Annotated in this window: 18 protein-coding genes; 5 read left to right on the top strand and 13 right to left on the bottom strand. The window is 74.5% G+C overall.

All coding sequences use genetic code 11. The features are described 5' to 3' along the window. The first annotated feature begins 62 nt into the window (after positions 1 to 62). The gene (locus FHX36_RS04735; protein ID WP_110552760.1) at positions 63 to 995 is read left to right on the top strand and encodes a RecB family exonuclease; all 933 of its coding nucleotides are present in this window, start codon (positions 63 to 65) and stop codon (positions 993 to 995) included. Here the strand turns inward: FHX36_RS04735 and FHX36_RS04730 are convergent. The 3 genes from FHX36_RS04730 to FHX36_RS04720 form a co-directional block, all read right to left on the bottom strand. Continuing rightward, a complete protein-coding gene (locus FHX36_RS04730) occupies positions 982 to 1,278 on the bottom strand; it encodes a DUF1905 domain-containing protein (protein WP_110552761.1) in 297 nt (98 codons plus the stop codon). The two genes, FHX36_RS04735 and FHX36_RS04730, sit on opposite strands and share 14 nt — an antisense overlap. Positions 1,279 to 1,341: 63 nt before the next feature. Further along, positions 1,342 to 2,136: an isocitrate lyase/PEP mutase family protein gene (locus FHX36_RS04725; protein WP_220035978.1), complete on the bottom strand. Its 795-nt coding sequence runs from the start codon at positions 2,134 to 2,136 to the stop codon at positions 1,342 to 1,344. After that, complete coding sequence (locus FHX36_RS04720) at positions 2,133 to 2,708, bottom strand: hypothetical protein (RefSeq protein WP_220035979.1); 576 nt, start codon at positions 2,706 to 2,708, stop codon at positions 2,133 to 2,135. Before FHX36_RS04720 ends, FHX36_RS04725 begins: the two co-directional genes overlap by 4 nt. A gap of 60 nt (positions 2,709 to 2,768) precedes the next feature. Here FHX36_RS04720 and FHX36_RS04715 point away from each other — a divergent pair, with 60 nt between their 5' ends. Beyond that, on the top strand, positions 2,769 to 3,455 hold the full coding sequence (locus tag FHX36_RS04715; protein WP_183513536.1) for a metalloregulator ArsR/SmtB family transcription factor: 687 nt from the start codon (positions 2,769 to 2,771) through the stop codon (positions 3,453 to 3,455). Between the two features lie 21 nt (positions 3,456 to 3,476). Here FHX36_RS04715 and FHX36_RS04710 read toward each other — a convergent pair whose 3' ends face one another. After that, on the bottom strand, positions 3,477 to 4,217 hold the full coding sequence (locus tag FHX36_RS04710) for an HAD family hydrolase (protein ID WP_258372572.1): 741 nt from the start codon (positions 4,215 to 4,217) through the stop codon (positions 3,477 to 3,479). 14 nt (positions 4,218 to 4,231) lie between these two features. Next, complete coding sequence (gene metH / locus FHX36_RS04705; RefSeq protein ID WP_110550689.1) at positions 4,232 to 8,047, bottom strand: methionine synthase; 3,816 nt, start codon at positions 8,045 to 8,047, stop codon at positions 4,232 to 4,234. Between the two features lie 224 nt (positions 8,048 to 8,271). Between metH and FHX36_RS04700 the strand changes: the two genes are divergently transcribed. After that, positions 8,272 to 9,138, top strand: a complete 867-nt coding sequence (locus FHX36_RS04700; RefSeq protein ID WP_110550690.1) for a PAC2 family protein — start codon at positions 8,272 to 8,274, stop codon at positions 9,136 to 9,138. Positions 9,139 to 9,221: 83 nt separating this feature from the next. Here FHX36_RS04700 and FHX36_RS04695 read toward each other — a convergent pair whose 3' ends face one another. The 8 genes from FHX36_RS04695 to FHX36_RS04660 form a co-directional block, all read right to left on the bottom strand. Then, positions 9,222 to 9,683: an AAA family ATPase gene (locus FHX36_RS04695; RefSeq protein WP_220035802.1), complete on the bottom strand. Its 462-nt coding sequence runs from the start codon at positions 9,681 to 9,683 to the stop codon at positions 9,222 to 9,224. A 7-nt stretch (positions 9,684 to 9,690) separates the two neighbouring features. Further along, complete coding sequence (locus tag FHX36_RS04690) at positions 9,691 to 10,740, bottom strand: HD domain-containing protein (protein WP_110550691.1); 1,050 nt, start codon at positions 10,738 to 10,740, stop codon at positions 9,691 to 9,693. Beyond that, a complete protein-coding gene (gene mshC / locus FHX36_RS04685; RefSeq protein ID WP_110550729.1) occupies positions 10,737 to 12,020 on the bottom strand; it encodes a cysteine--1-D-myo-inosityl 2-amino-2-deoxy-alpha-D-glucopyranoside ligase in 1,284 nt (427 codons plus the stop codon). The genes FHX36_RS04690 and mshC overlap by 4 nt, the downstream gene beginning before the upstream one ends. Positions 12,021 to 12,104: 84 nt before the next feature. Continuing rightward, positions 12,105 to 12,491 carry a VOC family protein gene (locus FHX36_RS04680; RefSeq protein ID WP_110550692.1) on the bottom strand — a complete coding sequence of 129 codons (387 nt, stop codon included), beginning with the start codon at positions 12,489 to 12,491 and terminating at the stop codon, positions 12,105 to 12,107. Positions 12,492 to 12,530: 39 nt separating this feature from the next. Further along, on the bottom strand, positions 12,531 to 13,388 hold the full coding sequence (locus FHX36_RS04675) for an SCO1664 family protein (RefSeq protein ID WP_110550693.1): 858 nt from the start codon (positions 13,386 to 13,388) through the stop codon (positions 12,531 to 12,533). A gap of 16 nt (positions 13,389 to 13,404) precedes the next feature. Continuing rightward, positions 13,405 to 13,956, bottom strand: coding sequence for a DUF3090 family protein (locus FHX36_RS04670; protein ID WP_110550694.1), 552 nt, complete (start codon positions 13,954 to 13,956; stop codon positions 13,405 to 13,407). A gap of 9 nt (positions 13,957 to 13,965) precedes the next feature. Then, entirely contained in the window at positions 13,966 to 14,670 is a 705-nt protein-coding gene (locus FHX36_RS04665; protein WP_110550695.1) for a histidine phosphatase family protein, read from the bottom strand. Between the two features lie 9 nt (positions 14,671 to 14,679). Next, positions 14,680 to 15,498 (bottom strand): undecaprenyl-diphosphate phosphatase, encoded by an 819-nt coding sequence (locus FHX36_RS04660; RefSeq protein WP_110550696.1) that lies wholly within the window; start codon positions 15,496 to 15,498, stop codon positions 14,680 to 14,682. 159 nt (positions 15,499 to 15,657) lie between these two features. Between FHX36_RS04660 and FHX36_RS04655 the strand changes: the two genes are divergently transcribed. Next, positions 15,658 to 16,644, top strand: a complete 987-nt coding sequence (locus tag FHX36_RS04655; protein WP_110550697.1) for an aldo/keto reductase — start codon at positions 15,658 to 15,660, stop codon at positions 16,642 to 16,644. Further along, positions 16,641 to 18,587: an AAA family ATPase gene (locus tag FHX36_RS04650; protein WP_110550698.1), complete on the top strand. Its 1,947-nt coding sequence runs from the start codon at positions 16,641 to 16,643 to the stop codon at positions 18,585 to 18,587. The genes FHX36_RS04655 and FHX36_RS04650 overlap by 4 nt, the downstream gene beginning before the upstream one ends. The last annotated feature ends 9 nt before the right edge of the window (positions 18,588 to 18,596 follow it).

Raw genomic sequence — 18,596 nt, 5'->3', positions numbered from 1 at the left:
GGATCCGCGGGCTCCCGGCGCGCACGCTCGGAACTGTCGGAGGGCCGACCTAACCTCGAGCCATGACGGTGACCCTGGAGACCGGCCGGCCCGTGCAGCCGGCGACGGCGGAGCGCACCAGCACCGCGGACACGGCTCCCCGCCGCCCCTCGCTGTCCCCCTCCCGGGCCGCTGACTTCAAGTCCTGCCCGCTGCTCTACCGGTTCCGCACCATCGACCGGCTGCCGGAGAAGAAGTCCCGGGCGGCCGTCCGCGGCACGCTGGTGCACGCCGTGCTGGAGAAGCTCTACGACCTCCCGGCCGGCCAGCGCACGGTCGAGGCGGCGCAGACGCTGCTCGAGCCGGCCTGGGCGCAGCTGCGGGAGGAGCCCGGCATCGCCGAGCTGTTCGAGGCGCCCGAGGGCGAGGCCCTACCGGAGAAGGAGGGGCTGGAGGCGTGGCTCGCCTCGGCCGGTGAGCTGGTGGAGACCTACTTCCGGCTGGAGGACCCGACCCGCATCCAGCCGGAAGGCCGCGAGGAGCTGGTCGAGGTCACCCTGCCCGACGGCCTGCTGCTGCGCGGCTACGTCGACCGGCTGGACGTCGCCCCCACCGGGGCGCTGCGGGTGGTCGACTACAAGACCGGGGCGGTGCCGCGGGAGGCCTTCGAGGCCAAGGCGCTGTTCCAGATGAAGTTCTACGCACTGGTGCTGTGGCGCACCCGCGGGGTGGTCGCCGCCCAGCTCAAGCTGCTGTACCTCAAGGACGGCGACGCGCTGACCTACTCCCCCGACGAGGCGGAGCTGCTGCGGTTCGAGCGCACCCTGCAGGCCATCTGGGCGGCGATCGAGCGGGCCGTGGCCACCGGCGACTTCCGGGCCAACAAGAGCCGGCTGTGCAGCTGGTGCGACCACCAGGCGCTGTGCCCGGCGTTCGGTGGCACTCCCCCGCCGTTCCCGGCCGAGGCGGCCGCGGCCGCCGGCTGGCGCACCACGCTGCCGGTCACCCCCCTCTGACCGCCGCGCCCGGTTCGATCCGCTCCTCCAGGCGGACGGTCACCACGTCGCCGGGCTGCTTGCCGATGGCCCGTTGCACCTCCGCGGTGACCGGAAGCTTGTGCGTGCCGTCCCCGAGCGCCATGAACGAGCTGCGGAACGGGTGGCCGTCCACCTCGCCCCGCACCTTCACCAGCCCCCGGGTGCCGAAGAACTCCGCCGACCCGGGCATCACCACGTAGGTCCAGCCGCCCTTCTCCGGGCTCTTCTGCAGGACCGCGTCGAACTGCCTGTCGAGCTCCACCGTGGACCCCCTCCTCGTCGTCGCCTGGGACCAGGACGGCGCAGCGGGGCGGAACTCATCGGTTCAGCCCGGGCCGTCCAGCGCGGCGCTGCGGGCGTCGACCTCGGCGTAGGAGGTCGCCGGTGGGGCCGGCTGCCCGTCCCGCAGCGCGCGGGCGACCGCCACCGCCGCGTCCAGCGACGCCCGGAACAGCAGCGAGCCGGTGCTGACCCGGCGCACGCCCAGGTCGGCGAGCCGGGGCAGCGGGTGGTCGGCGGTGGCCAGCACGTTGACCGGCACCGGCAGCTCCCGGGTCAGCGTCCCGATCTCCGCCGCGGTGAGCCGGCCGGGCACGAACACCCCATCGGCGCCGGCCGCGACGTAGCGCTCGGCCCGGGCCACGGTGGCGGTGAGCCCCGCCTGCTCCCCCAGCCACCAGGTGTCCACCCGGGCGTTGAGGAACACCGTCGGGCAGGCCTGCTTGACCGCGGCCACCCGGGCGGCGTGCCGGGCCGGGTCGACCAGCCGGCCGGCGGTGCTGTCCTCGAGGTTGACCCCGGCGACCGGCAGCTGCCCGACCAGTTCGGCCACCTCGGCGGGGTCGTCGGAGAAGCCGTCCTCCAGGTCGACCGTCACCGCCACCGGCAGGTCCGCCAGCCGGGCGGCCAGCTCGACCGTCCGCGCCCGCCCGGCTCGCGTCGCATCGGGCAGCCCGGCGGCGGCCGCGACGCCCAGGCTGGTGGTGCCGACCGCCGGGTGACCGTCGGCCACCAGGGCCAGCGCCGAGGCGACGTCCCAGGCGTTGGGCAGCAGCAGGGGCACCGGGCCGCGGTGCAGCGCCGCGAACGCCGCCCGGCGGCCTTCCAGGTCGGCGGTCACCGGGGCACCGCCGCGGCCCGGGCCTCGGCGAGAGCCCGCCCCGGGCAGGCGTGCGGTCCCGCGCCGAACGGCGCCCCTGCCAGGTCGACCTCGACCGTGCGCCCGTCCGGGCCGACCCGGCGGGTGACCGGGACGGGCGGCCCCGGGGCGCCGGCCCGCAGCTGGGCGAGCAGCGCCTGCATCGCGGCGTGCGCCTGGACCAGCACGCAGACCCGCGCCGCTGCCTCCTCGGTGCGACCGCCGCAGCGGTCGACCAGCCGGTCGGCGGCGGCGTCGGCCACCGCCGACTGCGGAGCGTGCGGCTGGTAGGCCCCCGCCACCAGCTCGACGTCGGCCCGGCAGCCGGCGGGCAGGCCGAGCGCGAGCAGCAGGGCCGTGGTCGGGTCGCCGCCCGGGTCGGGGAGGCCGGGCAGCCCGGCCAGCAGCCGGTCGACGAGGGCCCGCCGGCGGGTGTGCGCCGGGCCGTCGGTGAACCGGGGCACCGACGCCCGCAGCCAGGCGACCCCGGCGTCGGCGGGCGGTGCGGGGGGCACCCGGTAGCGCGGGTCGAGGAGCACGGCGGCGGGCAGCATGCAGCCAGCCTGGGGCGCCGGGTGTTCGGTGGGGGCCGAACCGTGCTCCAGGATGGGCGGGTGCCCGTCTCCGCCGAGTCGATCGCCCGGTTCGCCGCGGTGCTCGCCGACCGCAGCCGGGTCGAGGTGTGCCTCGCGTTGATGGACGGCCGGGCCTGGACGGCGGCCGAGCTGGCCCGGCACGTCGGGATCGCCCGGTCCACGGCGAGCGAGCACCTGACCGCGCTTGTCCGCGCCGGGCTGCTGGTGGAGCGCCGGCAGGGCCGGGCCCGCTACCTGCAGCTCGCCGGCCCGGAGGCGGCCGCCGTCATCGAGGAGCTCGGTGCCGCCGTGGGCGAGCGGGTGCGGCCGAGCTCGCTGCGCGCCGCCCGGGCCGACTCGCTGCTGACCGGGGCGCGGACCTGCTACGACCACCTGGCCGGCCGGTGGGGTGTGTCGCTGTACGACGCGCTCGTCTCCAGCGGCCTGCTCAGCGTCGACGGCGGGCTGGCGCTCACCCCGGCGGGCCGGCGCTGGTCCGCCGAGGTGGGCGCGGTCGGGGTGCCGGCCGGTCGGCGCCCGCTGCTCCGGGAGTGCCTGGACTGGACCGAGCGGCGCAGCCACCTGGGCGGCCAGCTCGGCGCGGCGCTGCTCCGGCACGCCCTGGCCGCCGGCTGGGTGGAGCCGGTCGCCGCCCACCCGCGCGCGCTGCGGGTGACGCCGGTCGGCGAGCGGCTGCTCGCCGACCCGGCCCGGCTCGGCGGGTGACGTTGGTCGCCGCCTCCGGCGTCAGCCGGGGACGCCGACCTCCTCGGTGGAGCCGAGCACCTGCAGGTCGGCCACGGTCAGCCCGGCGAGCGAGGCCCGCAGCACCAGGCCCGGCAGTGGTTCCAGTGGCTGCAACGACGGCACCCCGAGCACGGCGGCGCCGGCGGCCAGCCCAGCGGTGACGCCGACCAGCGAGTCCTCGACGACGAGGCTCGACCCCGGCTCGACCCCCAGCGCGGCCATCGCCTGGAGGTAGGGCGCCGGGTCGGGCTTGCGGGCGGGCACCTCGTCGCCGCACACGGTGACGTCGAACGGTGAGCCGCCCAGCTCCGCGGCGATCCGGTCCAGCACGATCGAGGCGATCCGCCGGGGCGTCGTCGTCACCAGGGCGGTGGCCAGCCCGGCGTCCCGGACGGCGGTGAGCAGCTCGCGGGCGCCGGGCTGCCAGGGGATCCCCCGGCTGGTCATCAGCGCCGCGGTCTCGTCCTCGACCCAGCGGGCGTCGTCCCGGTGCTGCTGCTCGGTGCGCTCGACCCCGAGGTCGGCGTAGAGGACCTGCATCGCCACGGTCATCGACGTCCCGACGGTCCGCTCGCGCGCCTCGTCGGAGAACTCACCGCCGAGCTGGTGGGCCAGGGCGCCCATCGCCTCGCCCCACAGCTCCTCGGTCTCCACCAGCGTCCCGTCCATGTCGAACAGCACCGCCCGCAGTCGGCCCTCGTGCAGGGGCCCGCGGCGAGCGGAGCGAGTCGTGGGGGGCACGGGGGTCCTCTGGTTCATTCGTCCTCCGTGCGGTAGCCCAGGTTCGGCGACAGCCACCGCTCGGCCTCCGACACCGTCCAGCCCTTGCGCCGGGCGTAGTCCTCGACCTGGTCACGGCCCAGCCGCCCGAGCACGAAGTACTGCGACTGCGGGTGGGAGAAGTACAGCCCGCTCACCGCGGCGCCCGGCCACATGGCCATGCTCTCGGTCAGCTCGATGCCGGTCCGCGCCTCGACGTCGAGCAGCTCCCAGATGGTCCGCTTCTCGGTGTGCTCCGGGCAGGCCGGGTAGCCCGGCGCCGGCCGGATGCCGTGGTACTTCTCGGCGATCAGGCCCTCGGCGTCCAGGTGCTCGTCGGGGGCGTAGGCCCAGAACTCCTTGCGCACCCGCTCGTGCAGCCGCTCGGCGAAGGCCTCGGCGAGCCGGTCGGCCAGCGACTCCAGCAGGATCGCGTTGTAGTCGTCGTTGTCCTTCTTGAACTCCGCGACCTTCTCCGCCGAGCCGAGCCCGGCGGTGACGGCGAACGCGCCCACGTGGTCGCGCAGCCCGGTGGCCTTGGGCGCCACGAAGTCGGCCAGCGACTTGCGGGCCGAGCCGTCGCGGCCCTCGGTCTGCTGGCGGAGCTGGTGCAGCGTGGTGCGGACGGCGGAGCGCGACTCGTCGGTGTAGACCTCGATGTCCTCGCCGTCCACCTGGTTGGCCGGGAACAGGCCGAACACACCCGCGGCGCGCAGCCACTTCTCCGCGATCAGCTGGTCGAGCATCGCCTGCGCGTCGTCGTAGAGCCGGCGGGCGGCCTCGCCGCTGGCCGGGTTGTTCAGGATGTCGGGGAACCGCCCGCGCATCTCCCAGGCGTTGAAGAACGGCTGCCAGTCGATGTAGCGGCGCAGCTCCTCCAGCGGGTAGTCGGAGAAGCTCCGGACGAACTGGGTGGCCTGGCCGTGCTGGTGGTCGCAGTCCGGGCCGGTGCAGACGTCCCGGGCCTGCTGCAGCAGCATCCGCGGCCGGGGTGGCTGGTAGTCGCTCCAGTCGAGCTCCGGCGCCTGGGCCCGGGCGGTGGCCAGCGGCAGCAGCGAGCGGGTGTCGTTGCGCGCGGCGTGCCGCTCGCGGAGCGTCTCGTACTCGGCGTCGGTCTCGGCCAGCAGCCGGGGCCGCTGCTCGTCGGACAGCAGCGCCGCGACCACCGGCACCGACCGCGAGGCGTCCTTCACCCAGATCACCGGGCCGTGGTACTTCTGCGCCACCTTCACCGCGGTGTGCGCCCGAGAGGTGGTGGCCCCGCCGATCAGCAGCGGGATGTCGAAGCCCTGGCGCTCCATCTCCGAGGCCAGGTTGACCATCTCGTCCAGCGACGGGGTGATCAGCCCGGAGAGCCCGATGACGTCGGCGCCCTCCTCCTTGGCGGCGTCCAGGATCCGCTGGGCGGGCACCATCACGCCCAGGTCGACGACGTCGTAGTTGTTGCACTGCAGGACGACGCCGACGATGTTCTTGCCGATGTCGTGGACGTCGCCCTTCACGGTGGCCATGACGACCTTGCCGTTGCTGCGCTCGACGTCGCCGGGCTGCTTCTCGGCCTCGATGAACGGGATCAGGTGGGCGACGGCCTTCTTCATCACCCGGGCGGACTTGACCACCTGGGGCAGGAACATCTTGCCGGCGCCGAACAGGTCGCCGACGACGTTCATGCCGTCCATCAGCGGGCCCTCGATCACCTCGATCGGGCGGCCGCCGCGGGCGCTGATGTCCTGGCGCAGCTCCTCGGTGTCGTCCTCGACGAACGCGTCGATGCCCTTGACCAGGGCGTGGGTGATCCGCTCCCCCACCGGCAGCGACCGCCACTCCTCGGTCGCGACCTCCTTGACCGAGCCGTCGCCGGCGAAGTCCGCGGCGATCTCCAGCAGCCGCTCGGTGCTGTCCGGGCGGCGGGCGAGGACGACGTCCTCGATCCGCTCGCGCAGCAGCTCGGGCACCTCGTCGTAGACCTCGAGCGCCCCGGCGTTGACGATCGCCATGTCCAGGCCGGCCCGGATCGCGTGGTACAGGAAGACGGCGTGGATCGCCTCGCGGACCTTGTTGTTGCCGCGGAAGGAGAACGAGACGTTCGAGATGCCGCCGGACACCAGGGCGCCGGGCAGGTTCTGCTTGATCCACCGGGTGGCCTCGATGAAGTCCAGCCCGTACCGGGCGTGCTCCTCGATGCCGGTGGCCACGGCGAAGACGTTGGGGTCGAAGATGACGTCCTCGGCCGGGAAGCCGACCTGCTCGGTGAGGATGTCGTAGGCCCGGCGGCAGATCTGCTGGCGCCGCTCCAGGGTGTCGGCCTGGCCGTTCTCGTCGAAGGCCATCACGACCACCGCGGCGCCGTACTTGCGGCACAGCCGGGCCTCCCGGACGAACTCCTCCTCGCCGTTCTTCATCGAGATGGAGTTGACGATCGGCTTGCCCTGCACGCACTTGAGGCCGGCCTCGATGACCGCCCACTTGGACGAGTCGATCATCGTGGGCACCCGGGAGATGTCCGGCTCGGAGGCGATCAGCTTGAGGAAGCGGTCCATCGCCTCGACGCCGTCGATCATGCCCTCGTCCATGTTGACGTCGATGACCTGCGCGCCGGCCTCGACCTGCTGGCGGGCGACCGCGAGCGCGGCCGGGTAGTCGCCGGCCTTGATCAGGTTCCGGAAGCGGGCCGACCCGGTGATGTTGGTGCGCTCGCCGACGTTGACGAACAGCGAGGACTCGTCGATGGTCACCGGCTCCAGGCCGGACAGCCGCAGCGCCGGAGCGACGCTCACCGGGGTGCGAGGCGCCTTGCCCTCGACGGCGGCGGCGATCGCGGCGATGTGCGCCGGAGTGGTGCCGCAGCAGCCGCCGACCAGGTTCACGAACCCGGCGGTGGCGAACTCCTCGAGGACCTCCGCGGTCTCGGCCGGCGACTCGTCGTACTCGCCGAAGGCGTTGGGCAGCCCGGCGTTCGGGTAGCAGGAGACGAAGGTGTCCGCGACGCGGGCGACCTCGGCGATGTAGGGCCGCATCTCCTTCGCTCCCAGCGCGCAGTTGAGCCCGACCAGCAGCGGCTGGACGTGCCGGATCGAGTGCCAGAACGCCTCGGTGACCTGGCCGGACAGCGTCCGCCCGGAGGCGTCGGTGATCGTGCCGGAGACCATCACCGGCCAGCGGCGTCCGCGCTCCTCGAACAGCGTCTCCAGCGCGAAGACAGCCGCCTTGGCGTTGAGGGTGTCGAAGATGGTCTCGATCAGCAGGACGTCGGACCCGCCGTCGACCAGCCCGTTGGCCTGCTCCAGGTAGGCCTCGACCAGCTCGTCGTAGCTGACGTTGCGGGCGCCGGGGTCGTTCACGTCCGGCGAGATCGACGCCGTCCGGCTGGTCGGGCCGATCGCGCCGACCACGTAGCGGGGCTTCTCCGGCGTCCGGGCGGTCATCTCGTCGCAGGCGGCGCGGGCCAGCCGGGCAGAGGCGTGGTTCAGCTCGTAGGCCAGCTCGGACATCCCGTAGTCGGCCAGCGAGATGCGGGTGGCGTTGAAGGTGTTCGTCTCGAGCAGGTCGGCGCCGGCCTCGAGGTACTCGCGGTGGATGCCGGTGATGATCGCGGGGGCGGTGATGCTGAGCAGGTCGTTGTTGCCCTGCACGTCGCTGGGCCAGTCGGCGAACCGCTCACCGCGGTACCCCGCCTCGTCGGGCCGGTCGCGCTGGATGGCGGTGCCCATGGCCCCGTCGAGGACCAGGATCCGCTGCTGCAGCAGCGCCGTCAGGGCGGCGGTGGCGTCCGGGCGGAGGTCGGGCGTGGCTGGCGCTGGGGACTCGGGCACGGGGCAGTCCTCGGGATCGATCGGACACGGTCACAGAGACGTCCGGCGCCAGGGCCCTGGCAACTACGACGGGCGGTCAGCCACCTCGTCGTCCTCGAACAGCACCCCATGATCGCACCTCTCGCCGCCGGACGGGCCCACCGGCGCCGATCTCCTCGTCCGGGCTGCCCCAGGCACCCCAGCAGGACCACGGCGGGACGCCGGGACCGACGTAGGCTCGAAGGGTGATCGATCCCAAGTCCACCGCAGACGACCTGCCCGAGCTGGACGACCCCGTGGTCGTGGTCGCTTTCGAGGGGTGGAACGACGCCGGGGACGCCGCCACCGGAGCGGTCGAGCACCTGGAGCTGATCTGGGACGCCGAGCCGCTGGCCGCCCTGGACCCCGAGGACTACTACGACTTCCAGGTCAACCGGCCCACCGTCTCCCTCGTCGACGGCGTCAGCCGCCGCATCGAGTGGCCCACCACGCGCATCTCGGTCGCCAAGCCGCCGGGCGCCGACCGGCACGTCGTCCTGATCCGCGGCATCGAGCCGAACATGCGCTGGCGCAGCTTCTGCGACGAGCTGATCGAGCTGGTCCAGGAGCTGGGCGCCACCACGGTGGTGGCGCTCGGCGCGCTGCTCGCCGACACGCCGCACACCCGGCCCACCCCGGTGACCGGGTCGGCGTACGACGCCGAGTCCGCCGCCAACTGGGGCCTGGAGACCTCCCGCTACGAGGGGCCGACCGGCATCCTCGGCGTCTTCCAGGACGCCTGCGTGCAGTCCGGCCTGCCGGCGGTCAGCTTCTGGGCCGCCGTCCCGCACTACGTCTCCCAGCCGCCCTCGCCGCGGGCCACCGTCGCCCTGCTGCAGCGGGTGGAGGAGGTGCTGGAGCTCCCGGTGCCGCTCGGTGCGCTCCCGCAGCAGGCCGAGGACTGGGTGAAGACCGTCGACGAGATGGCCAACGAGGACGACGAGGTCGTCGAGTACGTGCGCTCGCTGGAGGAGCGCGCGACCCAGAGCGACCTGTCCCAGGCCAACGGCGACCAGATCGCCAAGGAGTTCGAGAGGTACCTGCGCCGCCGCGGCGGCACGTCGTCGAACTGAGCACCCGTGATCACGGCCCGCTGAGTGCTGTCACCCGAGCCGGGTGGCAGCACTCAGCGCGTTCTCGTCGGAGGCGCCGGCGATCAGGACCCGGCAGTGGCGGCGCGCAGGACGGCGTCCACCACCTCGGCCAGCGGACGTCGGGTGTCCACCTCCACCGTCGCCCCCGCGCGCAGCAGCGGCTCGACCTGCTCGGTGTCCGCGACGATCCGCCGGCGCTCGTCGGCGGTCTTGCCGAAGTGGTTCGTCGTCCGCGACGCGACCCGCTCGAGCAGCACCTCGACCGGCGCGCTGAGCAGCACCACCGCGTCGAGGCGCGGGTAGAACCGGCCCTGGTTGGCCACCGTGCCCGCCAGGAACAGGTGCCCGGCGGTGTGCCCGTCGAGCAGGGCGGTGACCCGGTCCTCCCGCCACAGCGGCTCGGGCGCCTGCTCGATCCAGCCGCCGTCGTCGGTGTCGACCACGGCGTGACCGCGCCGGGCGAGCTCGGCGAGCACCGTCGACTTCCCCACCCCGGACATCCCGGTCACCAGCACCACGGCCACGGCCGGCTCAGGGGACGACGAGCAGCGGGCGCATCCGCAGCGACGCGGTGTCGTCGAAGAGCCGGTCGTGCGCGGCGAGGGCGAACCGGTCGGTCATCCCGGTGACGTAGTCGACGACCTGGGTGACGGCGTCGGCCTCGGTGTCGCGGTAGCTGGCCGGGATCAGCTCCGGGTGGGCCAGGTGGTGGTCGACCAGCCGGCGGATGACGTCGATCGCCACGTTCTTCTGCCCGGCCGCGGTGTCGGACTCGTAGACCCGCTCGAACATGAACACCCGCAGCTCCTGCATGGCCTCCAGCGCGTCGGGGTCCATCACGACCGCGCCGCCGGTGTTGGCCGGCGACAGGCTGCCGGCGACGACCGCCTCGATCATCGAGCCGACCATCGCGCTGCCGGGCTCGCCGAACACCTGGCGGGTGCGGGCCGGCAGGTCACCGGGGCGCAGCACCCCGGCCCGGACGGCGTCCAGCGCGTCGTGCGACAGGTAGCCGATCCGGTCGGCGTAGCGCACGCACTCGCCCTCGCGGGTGTCCGGCGGCGGGCTGATCTTCCAGCTGTGCGCCCGCACCCCGTCGCGCACCTCCCAGGTGAGGTTGAGGTCCTCGAGCACCTCGACGATCCGCACCCCCTGGGCCGCGTGGTGCCAGCCGCCGGCGACGTAGGGGTCCAGCGCCTCCTCGCCGATGTGCCCGAACGGCGAGTGCCCGACGTCGTGGGCCAGCGCGATGGCCTCGGCCAGCGTCTCGTTCAGCGACAGCGCCGCGGCCAGCGACCGGGCCACCTGGGTCACCTGCAGCGTGTGGGTCAGCCGGGTGACGAAGTGGTCGCCGTCGGGGTGCAGGAAGACCTGGGTCTTGTGCTTGAGCCGGCGGAAGGCCTTGGCGTGCAGGATCCGGTCGCGGTCGCGCTCGTAGGCGGTGCGCAGGTCGTCCTCGGGTTCGGGCCGGGCCCGGCCGCGGGTGCGCGCCGAGCGGGCGGCGGCGGGGGCCAGCTGCTCCTCCGCCCGCTCCCGGGCCGCTCGGTCGGCCAGCCGGAACGGGGACCCGGGCGCGGTCACGGCGTGAGCGCGATCCCCAGCAGCGCGTCGACCAGGTCGCGCACCACTGCCGGGGACTGCTCGTCCCAGTCGTCGGTGGCCTGCGCCGCGGGCGTGCCGCTGCCCGACGCCGCCTCGGCCAGGCTGGCGGCGGCCCAGGCGTCGACGGCGGCGATGGCGCCGGGGGTGTCCAGGTCGTCGGCCAGCCGCTCGCGGACGGCGGCCAGCACCGGGCCGGCCGGGGCGCCGAGGGGCAGGTCGACCGCCCGCTGCCAGGTGGCCAGCCGCTGCAGCGCGGTCTCCAGCAGGTCGGGGGTCCAGGCGCGGTCGGTGCGGTAGTGCCCGGAGAGCAGGGCCAGCCGGATGGCCATCGGGTCGACGCCCTCGCCGCGCAGCCGGGAGACGAACACCAGGTTGCCCCGGCTCTTGCTCATCTTCTCGCCGTCCAGCCCGATCATCGCGGCGTGCACGTAGGCCTGGGCGAAGGGCTTGGTGGCCGTCAGCGCCTCGGCGTGCACCGCGGAGTACTCGTGGTGCGGGAAGACCAGGTCGCTGCCGCCGCCCTGGACGTCGAAGCCGGTGCCGATCGTGTCCAGCGCGATGGAGGCGCACTCGACGTGCCAGCCGGGGCGGCCGGCGACCCCGCGCGGGCCGGGCCAGCTGGGCTCGCCGTCGCGGGCGCCCTTCCACAACAGCGGGTCGAGCGCGTGCCGCTTGCCCGGGCGCTCGGGGTCGCCACCGCGCTCGGCGGACAGCCGCAGCATCGTCGCCTCGTCGTAGCCGGACTCCCCGCCGAAGCCGGGGGCCTGGGAGACGTCGTGGTAGACGTCGCCGGTGCCGTCGTCGAGCTGGTAGGCCAGGCCGGCGTCCCAGAGGGTCTCGACCTTCGCCACGATCTGCGGGATCGCCTCGACGGCGCCGACGTAGTCCTCCGGCGGGAGCACCCGCAGCGCCGTCATGTCCTCGCGGAACAGCGCCGTCTCGCGCATGCCGAGGACGATCCAGTCCTCGCCGTCGCGGTCGGCGCGCTCGAAGAGCGGGTCGTCGACGTCGGTGACGTTCTGCACGTAGTGCACGGCGTGCCGGGCGTCCCGCCAGACCCGGTTGACCAGGTCGAAGGCGAGGTAGGTGGCGGCGTGCCCGAGGTGGGTGGCGTCGTAGGGGGTGATCCCGCAGACGTACATCCGCGCGATGCGGCCCGGGGTGGTCTGGACGACCTCGCCGCGGGCGGTGTCGTGCAGCCGCAGGGCGGGCCCGGACCCGGGCAGGGTCGGGAGGAGCGGAGCGGGCCAGGAGAGCACGTCAGGAGCGTAGTTCCGGGCACCGACGGTCGGGCACGGCACCCGGCCGGAGCGGCCACCTGACCCTCCACCGCAGGGTGAGGGTCAGGGCCAGGTGGTGGCGTGCCGGTCGAACTCCTCGCCGGTCTGGACGCCGACGACGCAGAAGACCAGGCCCGCGGGGTCGGTCAGCTGCCAGAACCGGCCCATGTCGGCCAGCCGGCGGGCGCCCAGGCCCTCGAGCCGCTCGACCTCGGCCTCGACGTCGTCGGTCTCGACGTCCACGTGCCAGCGCGGCGGCGTGCCCTCGCCGGTGCGCTGCACCTCCAGGTGGAAGCCGTCGGCGAAGGTGCCCAGCGAGCTCCACGTGGCGTCGGCGGTGTCCGGCACCACCGGGTGGCCGGTGGCCGCGGACCAGAAGTCGCGGCCGGCGGCGTGGTGCTCGGGCGGGAGGTCGAGCAGGAGGATCGACAGGCGGCTGCGGTGCGGCATGGACCGCATCGTGTCAGCAGGAGGCCGGTGGGGCCGCGGTCAGAAGGGCGGCCAGGGCAGCGCGGGCCACTCGCCGCTGGGCTGTGGGTGCAGCTGCGTGCGCAGCAGCTCGTCGACCCGCTGCTGGGTGCGCCGCACCTCGCGCCGGGTCAGGTGCTCGTGCAGCTGCTCCCCCAGGTCGCCGCGCAGCTGCTCGGCCAGCTGCTCCAGCACCGCCAGGTGCTCCAGCAGCAGCGGCCGGCCGGCCCAGCGCCACAGCAGGGTGCGCAGCTTCGGGTCGGCGGAGAAGCAGATGCCGTGGTCGACGCCGTACACGTGGCCGTCGGGCATCGGGATGATGTGACCGCCCTTGCGGTCGGCGTTGTTCACCACGGCGTCGAAGACCGCCATCCGGCGCAGCCCCGGGTCGTCGCGGCGGACGAACTCGGTGAGCTCGATGCCCGGGTCGGCGTCCATCCACAGCTGCACCATGCCGCGGCCGTAGGGCCCGTCGCGCAGCACCGTCGGCGGCACGACCGACCAGCCGGTGGCCTCGGAGACCAGGTGGGCGCTGATCTCCCGGCCGGCGAGGGTGCCGTCGGGGAAGTCCCACAGCGGCCGCTCCCCCGCCACCGGCTTGTAGACGCAGGTGGCGGCCAGCGTCTCGGTGCGGACGGCGCCGACCAGGGTGACGTTGCTGGCGTCCAGCAGCCGCCCCTCCATGTCCAGCTCGCCGTCGCGGAGGAGGGTGGCGATCTCGTCGGTGCCTGACGGGGCGCGGCGGTCGCCGTGGTCGAACGCGGCGAGGTCCAGCTCCACGACGTCACCGTCGTCGTCCTCGTCGGCCTCGTCGTCGTACCCGAGCTCCTCGTCGAGGAGCTCGTCGTCGGGCGTGGGGCCGGGCTCGGATGCGCTCATGGCCGGGACCTCCGGCTCAGCGCCGGTAGCCGTTCTGCCGGGGGCAGACGTGCCCGGCGGGGTCGAGCGGCATCGAGCACAGCGGGCAGGACGGCCGGCCGGCGGCGATGACCCGGCGGGCGCGGGCGACGAACGCCCGGGCCGCGGTGGGGGTGATCGTCACGCGCAGCGCGTCGGGGCCCTCGTCGGCGTCGGAGAGGATCGCGTCCTCCTCGATCGGCTCCTCGCCCGCGGCGACGGCCTCGACCACGACCGCGTCGGCCTCGCCGTCCCAGGCCAGGCCCATCGCCGCGACCCGGAACTCCTCGTCGACCGGGGCGGTGAGCGGGTCCAGGTCGTCGACGTCGGCTTCGGGCGGGACGACGACCGAGGCGCGCGTGGCGACCTCGTCGAGCAGCTCGCTCATCCGGTCGGCGAGCACCTGGACCTGCGACTTCTCCAGCGCCACGCTGATCGTGCGGCCGGCCTCGTCGGAGGCCTGCAGGTAGAAGGTGCGGTCGCCGGGCTGGCCCACCGTGCCGGCGACGAACCGGGTGGGACGGTCGAAGAGGTAGACCTGACGGGGCACGAGATCAGGTTACGCGGCGCCGCTGCCCGCGCCGCCGCCGACGACGGCGTCGGACGAGGGCTTCCGGCGGCCGCGCTTCTTCTTCGGCGGCGGGATGAGCGCGGAGACGTCGCCGCCGGTGTCGTTGACCCGGACGACGAACGGCCGGGTCTCGGTGTAGCTGACCACCGAGATCGACGCCGGGTCCACGACGATCCGCTGGAAGGCGTCCAGGTGCATGCCGAACGCGTCGGCCAGCACCGCCTTGATCACGTCACCGTGGCTGCAGGCCACCCAGACGGCGTCCGGTCCCAGCGTCGCGTTCCACTCCCGGACGGCGGCCACCGCGCGGGCCTGGGTCTGGGCCAGCCCCTCCCCCTCCGGGCCGGGGAACACCGCGGCCGAGGGGTGCTGCTGGACGACCTTCCACATCGGCTCCTTGACCAGCTCCTTGATCGGCCGGCCGGTCCAGTCGCCGTAGCGGGCCTCGCCGAGCCGGTCGTCGGTCTGCAGCTCCAGCTCGCGGCCCTCGACGACGGCGCCGGCGGTCTGCTGGCAGCGCTCGAGCGGGCTGCTGACCACCGCGGCCAGCGGCACGCCGGACAGCCGCTGGGCGACCGCGGCCACCTGCGCCGAGCCGGTCTCGTCCAGTCGCACCCCGGGGGTCCAGCCGGCCAGGACGCCCGCGGTGTTGGCCGTCGTCCGGCCGTGGCGCAGCAGCACGACGGTGGTCACGAGCGGAGCCTATGTCGGGTCGAGCACCCCGGCGCCGACCAGCGCGAGCAGCAGCAGGCCGAGCACCACCCGGTAGACGACGAACGGGGTGAAGCTGCCCCGGGACAGGTAGCGCAGCAGCCAGGAGATGACCGCGAAGCCGACGACGGCGGCGATCGCGGTGGCCAGCAGGGTGGGGCCCCAGTCGACCCCGCCGTCCAGCGACTCGTAGACCTGGAAGAAGCCCGAGCCGAGCACCGCCGGGACGGCGAGCAGGAACGAGTAGTCCGCGGCGGCCGAGCGCGAGTAGCCGAGGAACCGGCCGGCGGTGATCGTGCCGCCCGAGCGGGAGACGCCGGGGATGAGCGCCATCGCCTGGGCCAGACCGAAGTAGAGCCCGTGCCGCACGGTGAGGTCGGGCAGCTCGCGCTGCGTGCTGCCCACCCGGTCGGCCCAGAACAGGATCAGCGAGAACACGACCAGCGCGATCGCGACGATCCGCAGGTCGCGGAAGGTTGACTCGATGCGGTCCTGCAGCAGCAGGCCGAGCACCACGATCGGGATGCTGCCGATGATGATCAGCCAGCCCATCCGGGCGTCCGGGTCGCTGCGCAGCCCCCGGTCGCGCAGCGACCGCAGCCAGGTCGTGATGACCCGGCCGATCTTCTTGCGGTAGTAGATGAGGACGGCGGTCTCGGTGCCGATCTGGGTGATGGCGGTGAACGCCGCACCGGGGTCGCCCCAGCCGAAGACCTCCCCGAAGATGCGCAGGTGGGCGCTGGAGGAGATCGGCAGGAACTCGGTGAGGCCCTGCACCAGGCCCAGGACGACCGCTTCGACCCAGCCCATCGTCAGGCCACCCGCGGGGTGGCCGGCACGCGGTCAGGGCACGCGGGGATCGACTGCACGGCAGGCACCCTAGGGCCCGTGGGCGCCGGTCCCGGTGCGACCGTCCGGTGCGCCGGCGTTGACCGGGACACACCCGCGGCCCCGGTAGGTTGACCCGTCGTGGAACAGCGGGCGCTCGGGCGCAGCGGCCTGGTCGTGTCGCGGCTCGGTCTGGGCACCATGACGTGGGGCCGGGACACCGACGAGGACGAGGCCGCCATGCAGCTCACCGCCTTCGTCGACGCCGGCGGGACGCTGGTCGACACCGCCGACGTCTACGCCGACGGGGAGAGCGAGCGCACGCTGGGCCGGCTGCTGTCCGACGTCGTCCCGCGCGACGACGTCCTGGTCGCCACCAAGGCGGTCGGGCGCACCGGGCCGGGGCCGATGGGCCGCGGCGCCTCCCGCGGGCACCTGCTCGCCGCCCTGGACGCCTCGCTGGAGCGCCTCGGCCTGGACCACGTCGACCTGTGGCAGCTGCACTCCTGGGACGACGCGACCCCGGTGGAGGAGACGCTGGCCGCCTGCGACCTCGCCGTCTCCTCGGGCCGGGCCCGCTACGTCGGGATCAGCAACTACTCCGGCTGGCAGACCGCCCAGGCCGCCACCTGGCAGCGCGCCTGGCCCGGGCGCACGCCGATCGTGAGCACCCAGGTGGAGTACTCGCTGCTGCAGCGCGGCGTGGAGCGCGAGGTCGTGCCCGCGGCCGAGGCGCTGGGGCTGGGCATCCTGCCGTGGTCGCCGCTGGGCCGCGGGCTGCTCACCGGCAAGTACCGGCACAGCACGCCCGGTGACTCCCGTGGCGCCTCGCCGCAGTGGGCCGGGTTCATCGACGGGCTGCGCTCGGCGACCGCCGACCGGGTGGTCGAGGCGGTGATCACCGCGGCCGAGGGGCTGGGGACGACGCCGCTCGGGGTCGCGCTGGCCTGGCTGCGCGACCGCCCGGGCGTGGTCGCGCCGATCGTGGGCGCCCGCACCGCCCAGCAGCTGCAGGCCACCCTGGACGCCGACGGGGTGCGGCTGCCCCCGGCGATCGTCACCGCGCTGGACGACGTCTCCTCGCCGCCGTTCTCCTACCCCGAGCACCGGCCGGAGCAGCGGGCATGAGCGGCCCGGTGACCGGCGACCCGGTGTTCGCCGCGTTCTGCGCCGCCGGCCTGTGGCCCGGGCTGGGCAAGCGGACGGCGGCCGACCTGCCGGCGGCGGGGATCACCAGCCCCGACGAGGTCTCCGCCGACCGGCTGCAGAAGCTGCCCCGGGTGGGCCGGCAGCGCGCCGAGCGGCTGTTCAGCTCCTTCCTGGCCGCGGGGCCGACCTACGAGGTCGTGGAGCTGCTCGTCGGCGCCGGGCTCAACGCCCGGCTGGCGGTCAGCTCGGCGGACCTGCTGGGCCCGGACGCCGCCCGCCGGCTGCGCGACGACCCGTGGGCGCTGCTGAGCCTCACCGGCGTCACGCTGGCCGACGCCGACCGGCTGGCGATCACCGTGCTCTCCGGCGCGGACCGGCAGGACACCCGCCGGGGCCGGGCGATCGTCGCGCTGACGCTGCGCACCGCCACCCGCGACGGCCACACCGTGCTCCCCGCCGACCTGGTGGTCGCCGCGCTGCGCGCCGAGCAGATCAGCGACCCGGCGGCGGCGATCGTGGCCGCGGTGGAGTCCGGCGACGTGCTCGAGCACGAGCCGCCCCTGCCGGAGTTCGACGAGGACTCCGACGACGAGCTGCCCGAGCCCGACCCGGCGCTGCGCACCCTGTCGCTGGCCCGCTACGGGATGGCCGAGGAGGCCGTCGCGGAGAACGTGCACCGGCTGGCGGCCACCAGCGGGCGGATCGCCGACCCGGCCTCGGTGCGGTCGGTGGCCAAGGGGCTGGACCCGGCGCAGCAGGCCGCGGTCGCCCAGGTGCTCGGCGCCGGCATCTCACTGCTCACCGGCGGTCCCGGCACCGGCAAGAGCCGGACGGTGGCGTCGCTGGTGAAGCTGCTGCAGGCCAAGGGCACCGAGGTGGCGCTCGCCGCCCCGACCGGGCGGGCCGCCAAGCGGCTGGAGGAGCTCACCGACCACCCGGCCGTCACGGTGCACCGGCTGCTGGGCGCGCAGGGCATGACCGGGGGTTTCTCGCGCAACGAGGAGTGGCCGCTGGACGCCGACGTCGTCGTGGTCGACGAGGCCTCGATGCTCGACGTCGAGCTGACCGCGGCGCTGCTGGAGGCCTGCAAGGACGGCACGCACCTGCTGCTCGTGGGCGACCCCGCTCAGCTGCCCTCGATCGGCCCCGGGCACGTGCTCGGCGACCTGATCGACTCCGGCGTGGTGCCGGTGACCGAGCTGACCACGCTGCACCGGCAGGCCGCCGGTGGCGCGATCGCCCGGCTGGCCACCGGGGTGCGCGGCGGCGAGCTGGTGCAGGTCGAGTCCCCCGACCGCGAGGTGGTCATCGTGCCGGCCACCGGCAGCGCGGAGGCGGCCAAGCGGGTGGTGCAGCTGGTCACCGACTCGATCCCCCGCGCGCTGGGCATCGACCCGGCCACCGTCCAGGTCGTCACCCCGGTGCACCGCGGGCCGGCCGGCACGATCGAGCTGAACAAGGCGCTCAAGGCCCAGCTCAACCCGGGCGACGGCACGGTGTTCGGCTTCGACGTCGGCGACCGGGTGGTGGCCACCGCCAACCACCTGGACATCGAGCCGATCGGCTTCGCCAACGGCGAGGTGGGCGTGGTGACCGGCACCGGCGAGGGCTCGCTGTCGATCGACTTCAGCTCCGGCCCGGTCACCGTCACCGGCTCCGCGCTGTCGGACCTCCGGCACGGCTGGGCGATCACCGTGCACCGGGCGCAGGGCTCGGAGTGGCCGGGCGTCGTCGTCGTGCTGCCCCCGGAGGCGGGCGGGATGCTCTCCCGGCCGCTGGTCTACACCGCGCTGACCCGCGCCCAGAAGCACCTGTCGATCGTGCACGCCAGCGGTGCGGCGCTGGCCCGGGCGGTGCGGGAGGTCGACGTCCGGCCGCGCCGGACCCGGCTGGCGGGGCTGCTGGCCGAGCTCGCCGACTGACCCGCCCGG

Origin of the sequence: Modestobacter versicolor, assembly GCF_014195485.1 — a bacterium.
In the GTDB taxonomy this organism is placed as follows: Bacteria; Actinomycetota; Actinomycetes; order Mycobacteriales; family Geodermatophilaceae; genus Modestobacter; species Modestobacter versicolor.
Note: the sequence above shows the minus strand (reverse complement) of the source record. Positions and strands in the feature narration are given on the sequence as shown.

Excerpts from the sequence above, each read along its gene's own strand:
- FHX36_RS04735 (WP_110552760.1), top strand. The coding sequence starts at position 63 with ATGACGGTGACCCTGGAGACCGGCCGGCCCGTGCAGCCGGCGACGGCG.
- FHX36_RS04720 (WP_220035979.1), bottom strand. The coding sequence starts at position 2,708 with ATGCTGCCCGCCGCCGTGCTCCTCGACCCGCGCTACCGGGTGCCCCCC.
- FHX36_RS04680 (WP_110550692.1), bottom strand. The coding sequence starts at position 12,491 with ATGCCGCACCGCAGCCGCCTGTCGATCCTCCTGCTCGACCTCCCGCCC.
- FHX36_RS04675 (WP_110550693.1), bottom strand. The coding sequence starts at position 13,388 with ATGAGCGCATCCGAGCCCGGCCCCACGCCCGACGACGAGCTCCTCGAC.
- FHX36_RS04660 (WP_110550696.1), bottom strand. The coding sequence starts at position 15,498 with ATGGGCTGGGTCGAAGCGGTCGTCCTGGGCCTGGTGCAGGGCCTCACC.
- FHX36_RS04650 (WP_110550698.1), top strand. The coding sequence starts at position 16,641 with ATGAGCGGCCCGGTGACCGGCGACCCGGTGTTCGCCGCGTTCTGCGCC.